The sequence below is a fragment of the Aquabacterium sp. A08 genome, assembly GCF_011742065.1.
In genome coordinates, this window is sequence record NZ_JAAQQT010000121.1 from 1 (window position 1) to 914 (window position 914).

The following is a 914-nucleotide window of genomic DNA, read 5'->3' on the forward strand; positions in this document are numbered from 1 at the left end:
CTGAACCGGCGGTGCCAGCCGCCTCGGGCCCGCTGACCCATGCCGGGCAGCCGAGCCACCACCTGACCCTGGCCAACGGCGACCGCCTGCTGGTGGCCCTGCACGGCGGGCACCTGCTGTCGTGGCGCGCCGCCGGGCGTGAGCGTCTCTACCTGAGCCCTAGGGCCGTGTTCGATGGCCAGGCCGCCATCCGCGGCGGCGTGCCGGTGTGCTGGCCCCAGTTCAACGCCCGCGGCCCCTTGTGCAAGCATGGCTTTGCCCGCCACCGGCCGTGGTCCTGGGACGGGGCCGCCCTCGACCCCAACGGCGACGGCGGTGCGCTGCGCTTGCGCCTGCAGGACGACGCCCACACCCGTGCGCTGTGGCCGCACGCCTTTGTCCTGACCCTGACGCTGGCCCTGCAGCCGGGCCGGCTGACGTTGCAGCTGGCGGTGTACAACCCCGGCCCGACCGCCTGGTGCTTCACCGGCGCGTTGCACACCTACCTGCGGCTGGACGCGGTCGCCGATGCCCGCCTGAGCGGCCTGCGCGGCCGCCCCGAGTGGGATGCGCTGACCGACCGGCGCCAGCCCGCCCCGGAGGCCCTGTGCCTGGCCGGACCTTTTGACCGTGTCTATGGCCCCGGTGCGCGGCCCTTGCGCCTGCAAGACGGCGACCAAGTCCTGGCCATTGAACAGAGCGGTTGGTCCGACACCGTGGTCTGGAACCCGGGCGCCTGTGGCGCTGCCGCGCTGGCCGATCTGCCCACCGAGGACCACGCCCACCTGCTGTGTGTCGAGGCCGCCCAGGTGGACACCCCGGTCGAGCTGGCGCCCGGCGCCACCTGGCAGGGCAGCCAGACCCTGGCGTTGTGCTGACGCCACCGATCCTCCGCACCTGCGACAATCTGCCCATGCTCGCCAAACGCATCATCC

At 73.3% G+C, this 914-nt stretch carries 1 protein-coding gene; it reads left to right on the forward strand.

Features of this window, described 5'->3' with window-relative positions:
* The first annotated feature begins 11 nt into the window (after positions 1-11).
* Positions 12-857, forward strand: coding sequence for a D-hexose-6-phosphate mutarotase (locus HA630_RS00685; RefSeq protein ID WP_371809173.1), 846 nt, complete (start codon positions 12-14; stop codon positions 855-857).
* Positions 858-914 lie beyond the last annotated feature (57 nt).